This window comes from Terriglobus sp. YAF25, assembly GCF_052113305.1.
Taxonomy (GTDB): domain Bacteria; phylum Acidobacteriota; class Terriglobia; order Terriglobales; family Acidobacteriaceae; genus Terriglobus.
Window position 1 is genome coordinate 1 of the sequence record NZ_JBFRCY010000327.1, and the last position, 5,779, is coordinate 5,779.

Here is a 5,779-nt window from a genome sequence, read left to right on the forward strand (position 1 = left end):
GGCAGAAATCAGCGCGGTATCCTAGTAGGAGCGTGCAATCCCCGGCAACAACTCAGGATCTGACGGGCTCCGCCGCGGCCTCACGGCTTCGCGAGTGGATGATGGACTATGCGGAGCTGTTCAAGGCCCGTGTCACCCTGCTCGTCGTCATCACCGGCGCCGCCGGCTTCTATCTGGGCTCGCTCCGTAGTGGCATCAGCCCCTTCAACATGGGCCTGCTCTATACGCTGGGTGGCATGGCCTTGGTCACTGCCGGCTCCGCAGCGCTGAATGAAGCCCTGGAGCGCCGCAGCGACGCACAGATGCGACGCACAGCGCGCCGTCCCATGGCGGCCGGCCGTATCGGTCTGCTGCATGGCCTGCTTCTAGGATTCGCGGCCGTCTTCTTCGGGTCGATGTTCCTGGCGCACGAGACCAATCTTCTGACCGGTACCCTCACGCTTATCACCGCTGTCGGCTAYGTCGGAATCTATACGCCGCTGAAGCGCATGACGACGCTGGCGACCTTCATCGGAGCCTTTCCGGGCGCCCTGCCGCCGCTCATCGGCTGGACAGCTGCCCGTGGCATGATCGAGTGGCCCGGTGTCGCGCTGTTCGCCGTGCTCTTTGTCTGGCAGTTCCCGCACTTCATGGCCATCGCCTGGATGTACCGGGAAGACTATGCCAACGCCGGCATCAAGATGACGCCCGTCGTCTCGCCCAACGGGCTAACGACCGTGGCCCAAAGCCTTTTCTACGCCGTACTCATGATTCCTGTGAGCTTGTGGACGACATGGCTGGGAGTGACCGGAATTCCTTACGCCATCGCCGCAACCATCCTGAGCCTTGGCTACCTGTGGTACACAGTGCGTTTCGCCAGGATTCTGAAAGAAACAGACCCACTGACGTCGCGAGCCTATGCACGCGATCTGCTGAAAGCGTCTGTCATCTATCTGCCGCTGTTGCTGGCGGCCATGATGCTGAACGCCCAGGGAAGCTTGTCTATTTCCATCAGCCGGTCGATATGGCAGGCACACAACTCGCCTTCCTGCCTGCGCTGAACGGCCTGCTGAATGGGCTCAGCGCCATCTGCATCCTGATCGGCGTGCGCTTCATCATGGCGAAGAAGGTCAAGCAACACCGCACGATGATGTTTGCGGCATTCTTCTTTTCGACGCTCTTCCTGGTCAGCTACCTGGGTAATTTTGCATTGCATGGCGAGACCAAACTGCCGATCGCACACACCGGCGGCGTCTGGTGGACTTATCTTTTGCTTCTGATCTCGCACATTCTTACCAGCGTGGTTGCGCTGCCGATTGTTCTGATCACTTTCTTCCTGTCGCTGACAGAACGCTTTCCGCAGCATCGTGCTCTGGCGAAGTACACCTACCCTCTGTGGATGTACGTTTCAGTCACCGGCGTCGTGGTTTACCTCATGCAGGCGGCGATCCGGCGCTAAGGGGCTGTGCGAATTCGAGAGATGAAGAACGACACGAAAATTCTGTTGCAGTACGGCGGCGGCATTCTACTGGTGGGACTTTTGTCCGCGCTGCTGACGGCCACTGTCTTCGGTGGACTTACACGGCAGGGCCCTCATACGAACACGGGCTGGCTGGGCCTGATGGTGGCCATGTGCTGCCTGCCTATGGGCTGCCTGCTCTCCCTTTTAGGGATGGCGAAGTGGCTCAAGGATTTGAGGGAATAGTTGGATACTAGTATCCTCGGTGCAACCGATTAAAGCATTTTCCTGTAGGTGTAGTGTAGGGCTTGTGCATCTATGGGCGTTTTCCTCAATGAAAACGCCGCTGCACACCYCTTYCGGGCTACCCAGCAACAGGGAAAATGCTCTAGAGAGAGAAGTGGAGAAACGATATGGCGCGTGGTGTAAATAAAGTGATTCTGTTGGGCAATGTGGGCAAGGATCCCGAGATCCGCTCGACCCCCAGCGGCACGATGGTGGGAACGTTCGGCCTGGCCACAGCCGAACGCGCGAAAGATCAGACGGGCAACTGGGTTGATAAGACCGAATGGCACAACCTTGTCTGCTTCGGCCGGACCGCGGAGATCGTTCGCGACTACGTCAAGAAAGGCACGCAGCTTTTCGTCGAAGGCAAGATCCAGACGCGGAGCTGGGACGACAAGGAAAGCGGACAGAAGAAGTACCGTACCGAGATCCTGGTGAATGAGCTCACGCTGCTTGGTGGCGGTGGTGGTCAGGGCGGCCAGGGTGGTGGCAGCGGCTATTCGCGCGGCAACACCGCGAGCTTCGGCTCCAGTTCGCCTGCCCCGGTGGACGACTTCGCCGGCACCGGTATCACCGACGACGATATTCCTTTCTAACCGGCATTTCTCCGTTCCTTTCGCCGCGCCCGGCCGCTGTGCCAGGCGCGGCTTCGTCTTTGGCCCGAGACCTTACGCCAGCGAACGAGGTCRCCAGGCCCTCCGAGATTTGGCCTGGGATTGGTAGACTGAAACCATGCTGGACGAAGCCGCATTTCGCAGGGAGAGTGACACCGCTCTCGAGAGCCTGAAGCAGGCGTTGATTGAAGCCGAAGAAGATGGCGGCTTCGAGGTGGAAGAGAAGAATGGCGTGCTGAATGTTCTGTTTGAAGACGGCAGCGCAAAGTTCGTCTTTACACCGAATACGCCGGTCCGCCAGATCTGGATCTCGGCTCTGTCAACCTCGTTCAAGCTGGAGTGGCACGATGGCCAGTTTGTGCTGCCAAAGACCGGCGAAGCGCTGCAACCGCTGACGCAGCGTCTGTTACGCGAGCATCTCAGCGACGATTCCATCACGCTTGGCTAATTTTTATTACCCAGATCGCCCGGGCGCGGTTAGTCTGAGCGTACGATGACGCTTTCTGTCGCCATCATTACCCTGAATGAAGAAGAGAACCTCCGCCGAACTCTGCCCTCGCTGCAGTTCGCCGATGAGGTCATTGTGGTGGATTCCGGATCCACCGATAAAACCGTCGAGCTGGCCCGCAGCTTCGGCGCCAAGGTCTACGAAGAACCCTGGAAGGGCTATGCCGGACAGAAGAACTCGGCAATTGCTAAATGCACCGGGGACTGGATTCTTTCGCTCGACGCCGACGAGCTGGTAAGCCCTGAGCTTGCCGAGCAGTTGCGTATTCTGCTGCCTTCAAATCCTCCGCACGACGCTTACTATCTGCCGCGCAGGAACATCATCTTCGGCCGCTGGATCAGGCATGGCGGCTTCTACCCTGACAGCAAGCTTAGGCTTTTCCGTCGCGGCGCAGCCACCTTCGGTGCTCGCCTGGTGCACGAGACGATCAGCTTTGAAGGCGAATCGGATGAGCTGGAAGGCGCACTGGTTCACTATCCCTATCCCACCATCTCCGGCTTCGTGGACCACATGAACCGCTACAGTGGGCTGGGTTCCGAGATGCTGGCCCAACAAGGCGTGGTTAGCCGCGGCTATCTCACCTTCGTCTGGAACGTGGTCATCCGGCCCGTGCTTCAGTTGAAATGGAACTTCTGGTTCCGCCTCGGCTTCCTCGACGGCCGCGAAGGCCTGATGCTCCACCTCTACCATGCTGCCTATGCGAGCTGGAAGTATGCGAAGGCGTGGGAGCTGGACAAAGCCAGGTTAAAAGTCAAAGGTTGAAAGTTAAAGCGTTAAGGTCGTGGCGACCGGAATGGTCGACCTCACCGCACGAAGGAAAAGGCTGTGGCGTGAGACACGTTCACCTCAACAACCACAGCCTTAACGCTTTAACTTTTAACTTGCAACTTTTAACGAACGCTCCCTACCAAGGGAGCGTTTGGTCCATATGGAAGTAGCCGCCTGTCGGTCCGTCGGCGGGCAGAGTGGCGAGGCGTACTGAGGTCTTCGCGCCGTCGGGAATCTCCATCGGAGCGGCGCTGGTGCCCATATCGGTCTTGACCCAACCAGGATGAGCGGCGTTGACCTTGATCGGCGTATCCTTCAGCGCTGCCGCCAGATGGATAGTGTAGGAGTTCAGCGCGGCCTTTGAAGCGTTATACGCGACCATCTTGCTGCCGTAGATCGGCGACGTTGGATCGGCGTGCAGCGTGAGTGAGCCCAGAATGCTGGAGAGGTTCACGATGCGTCCCTCTGGGCTCTTACGGACGAGCGGCAGCAGTATCTGCGTCAGCTCAATCAGGCCAAAGAAGTTGGTATCGAAGACGTCGCGCAACTGCTTCTGTGTCACGGTCGGCGCGGTGTTCGCCATCCAGTCGTCGCCGCCTTCGCTGACACCGGCATTGTTGATCAGGATGTCGAGTTTGCCGAAGGTCTTGTCGAGGAAGTCATACACCTTCGGGAAGTCGGAGGAGCGGGTAATCTCCAGCACGACGGGATAAGCATCGATACCCGCGGCCTTCAGCTTCTGGACGGCGCCATCGGCCTTCTGCTGGTCGCGGGCGGCAACCACGACGGTAATTCCCTGCTCGCCGAGCTGTTTGGCGGTCTCAAAGCCAATTCCTTTATTTGCTCCGGTAATGAGCGCAACCTTCTTTGTCTCTGCCATGGCATCTCTCCTTGTAGTCCCTGTTGTAGGTGCGAGAGGTTAGATCACGATAAAACCGAGAGAGATGCAATGATCTCTCTGCAATGAGACAACAAACTCTCTACGACTTTTTAGTCTCCAAACGCAACCTTCAGACCTACACCAATGAATGTAGTCCCGGCGAGGCGATCAAGCCACACGCCTGCCTTTGGGTTCCGCTTGAGCCACGCGCCTACAGTTCCGGCAAAGATGCCGATCGTGCTGAAGACGAGGAAGGCCATCATCATGAAGATGCCGCCGAGAATCATCATCTGGATTGCCGGCGAAGTCCCGTTCTTCTGCACGAACTGTGGCAGAAAGACGAGGAAGAAGAGCGTCACCTTGGGATTCAGCATGCTCCCGATGACGCACTGGCGAAAGACCAGCCCCAGCGACTTCTTCGGTGCGTTCCCTGCAACGGAGAACGAGCCGCTGCGCCAGCACTTGACACCGATCCAGAACAGATAGGCGGCGCCGGCGTACTTGATCATCTGAAATGCAACCGGAGAGGCCCGCAGGACCGCAGCCAGCCCAACAGCCGCAATGGTCGTGTGGAAGATGACACCGAAGGCGAAGCCGCAGGCAGCGACAAAGCCGGCCATACGTCCCTGCGAGATGCCGCGAACAAGAACCTGAATGTTATCCGGCCCGGGTGCGATAGCCAGAATAAAGACCGCACCAATGTAGAGGGTCAGTTGGGAAGCGTGCATACCAGAACCGTACCAGTTGGGCCGTGCCGCTTACCAGCAGAAACGGGGATGGGGCGGTTGGGAAACGCAATCAATGAGTCTCAATGACAAGCTATGACCCACTTTTGGCGATGATCTCCACTGCAAGTTTGATAGCTCCGAAGAGTCCGAGAAGTAACGTGAAAGTGAAAAAGATGCGAGAGAACCTGGAACTAATTTTGATACCAAATCTTGCGTTCCATGCTGCTATTCGATCAGAGGCCTTGATCACAAATGGCTGCAACCGATAACCCAGATCACGCCGAACATCTGAACATAGATGTCATATTTATCCATTCTCTTATGTCCTTACGTGAAAGAAACCTTCAGCCTTTTGATTGTGGTATCGACAAATTCGCCTCTACTGAAGAACTATGGAACGGGCCTTCAGCCCTTTATTTTCTATGGGGCGTCAAAACCTGGGGAGTTGCCCCAGGCTGATATCGAGCGCGCCTTCAGCGCTTATTATGGCCCGACCCTGCCCTTGGTACTTTTCCCGCCCGGGTGCCCCGCCCTCGCAACGCTAGGGTGGGTTAGGAA

8 protein-coding genes are annotated in these 5,779 nt (G+C 57.5%); 6 read left to right on the forward strand and 2 right to left on the reverse strand.

All coding sequences use genetic code 11. The annotated features are described in order from the left end of the window. The 6 genes from cyoE to AB4043_RS14595 all read left to right on the forward strand — a co-directional run. A partial coding sequence (cyoE, locus tag AB4043_RS14570) for a heme o synthase (protein WP_442307363.1) occupies positions 1-1,040 on the forward strand: 1,040 nt, incomplete at its 5' end. After that, positions 1,004-1,438: a DUF420 domain-containing protein gene (locus AB4043_RS14575; RefSeq protein ID WP_442307364.1), complete on the forward strand. Its 435-nt coding sequence runs from the start codon at positions 1,004-1,006 to the stop codon at positions 1,436-1,438. The genes cyoE and AB4043_RS14575, both read left to right, overlap by 37 nt. A 21-nt stretch (positions 1,439-1,459) precedes the next feature. Beyond that, entirely contained in the window at positions 1,460-1,684 is a 225-nt protein-coding gene (locus AB4043_RS14580) for a hypothetical protein (RefSeq protein ID WP_442300195.1), read from the forward strand. Between the two features lie 167 nt (positions 1,685-1,851). Beyond that, positions 1,852-2,319, forward strand: coding sequence for a single-stranded DNA-binding protein (locus AB4043_RS14585; RefSeq protein WP_442300196.1), 468 nt, complete (start codon positions 1,852-1,854; stop codon positions 2,317-2,319). Positions 2,320-2,455: 136 nt separating this feature from the next. Next, a complete protein-coding gene (cyaY, locus tag AB4043_RS14590; RefSeq protein WP_442300197.1) occupies positions 2,456-2,785 on the forward strand; it encodes an iron donor protein CyaY in 330 nt (109 codons plus the stop codon). A 45-nt stretch (positions 2,786-2,830) separates the two neighbouring features. After that, entirely contained in the window at positions 2,831-3,607 is a 777-nt protein-coding gene (locus AB4043_RS14595) for a glycosyltransferase family 2 protein (protein ID WP_442300198.1), read from the forward strand. Between the two features lie 142 nt (positions 3,608-3,749). On the opposite strand, the gene AB4043_RS14600 is transcribed toward AB4043_RS14595, so the two are convergent. Together AB4043_RS14600 and AB4043_RS14605 are read right to left on the reverse strand one after the other, a co-directional pair. Next, on the reverse strand, positions 3,750-4,493 hold the full coding sequence (locus AB4043_RS14600) for an SDR family oxidoreductase (RefSeq protein WP_442300199.1): 744 nt from the start codon (positions 4,491-4,493) through the stop codon (positions 3,750-3,752). 110 nt (positions 4,494-4,603) lie between these two features. Further along, positions 4,604-5,221, reverse strand: a complete 618-nt coding sequence (locus AB4043_RS14605; protein WP_442300200.1) for a LysE family translocator — start codon at positions 5,219-5,221, stop codon at positions 4,604-4,606. Positions 5,222-5,779: the final 558 nt, after the last annotated feature.

Coding starts and splice junctions, on each gene's coding strand:
- AB4043_RS14600 (WP_442300199.1), bottom strand. CDS start 4,493: ATGGCAGAGACAAAGAAGGTTGCGCTCATTACCGGAGCAAATAAAGGA.
- AB4043_RS14575 (WP_442307364.1), top strand. CDS start 1,004: ATGGCAGGCACACAACTCGCCTTCCTGCCTGCGCTGAACGGCCTGCTG.
- AB4043_RS14595 (WP_442300198.1), top strand. CDS start 2,831: ATGACGCTTTCTGTCGCCATCATTACCCTGAATGAAGAAGAGAACCTC.
- AB4043_RS14580 (WP_442300195.1), top strand. CDS start 1,460: ATGAAGAACGACACGAAAATTCTGTTGCAGTACGGCGGCGGCATTCTA.
- cyaY (WP_442300197.1), top strand. CDS start 2,456: ATGCTGGACGAAGCCGCATTTCGCAGGGAGAGTGACACCGCTCTCGAG.
- AB4043_RS14585 (WP_442300196.1), top strand. CDS start 1,852: ATGGCGCGTGGTGTAAATAAAGTGATTCTGTTGGGCAATGTGGGCAAG.
- AB4043_RS14605 (WP_442300200.1), bottom strand. CDS start 5,221: ATGCACGCTTCCCAACTGACCCTCTACATTGGTGCGGTCTTTATTCTG.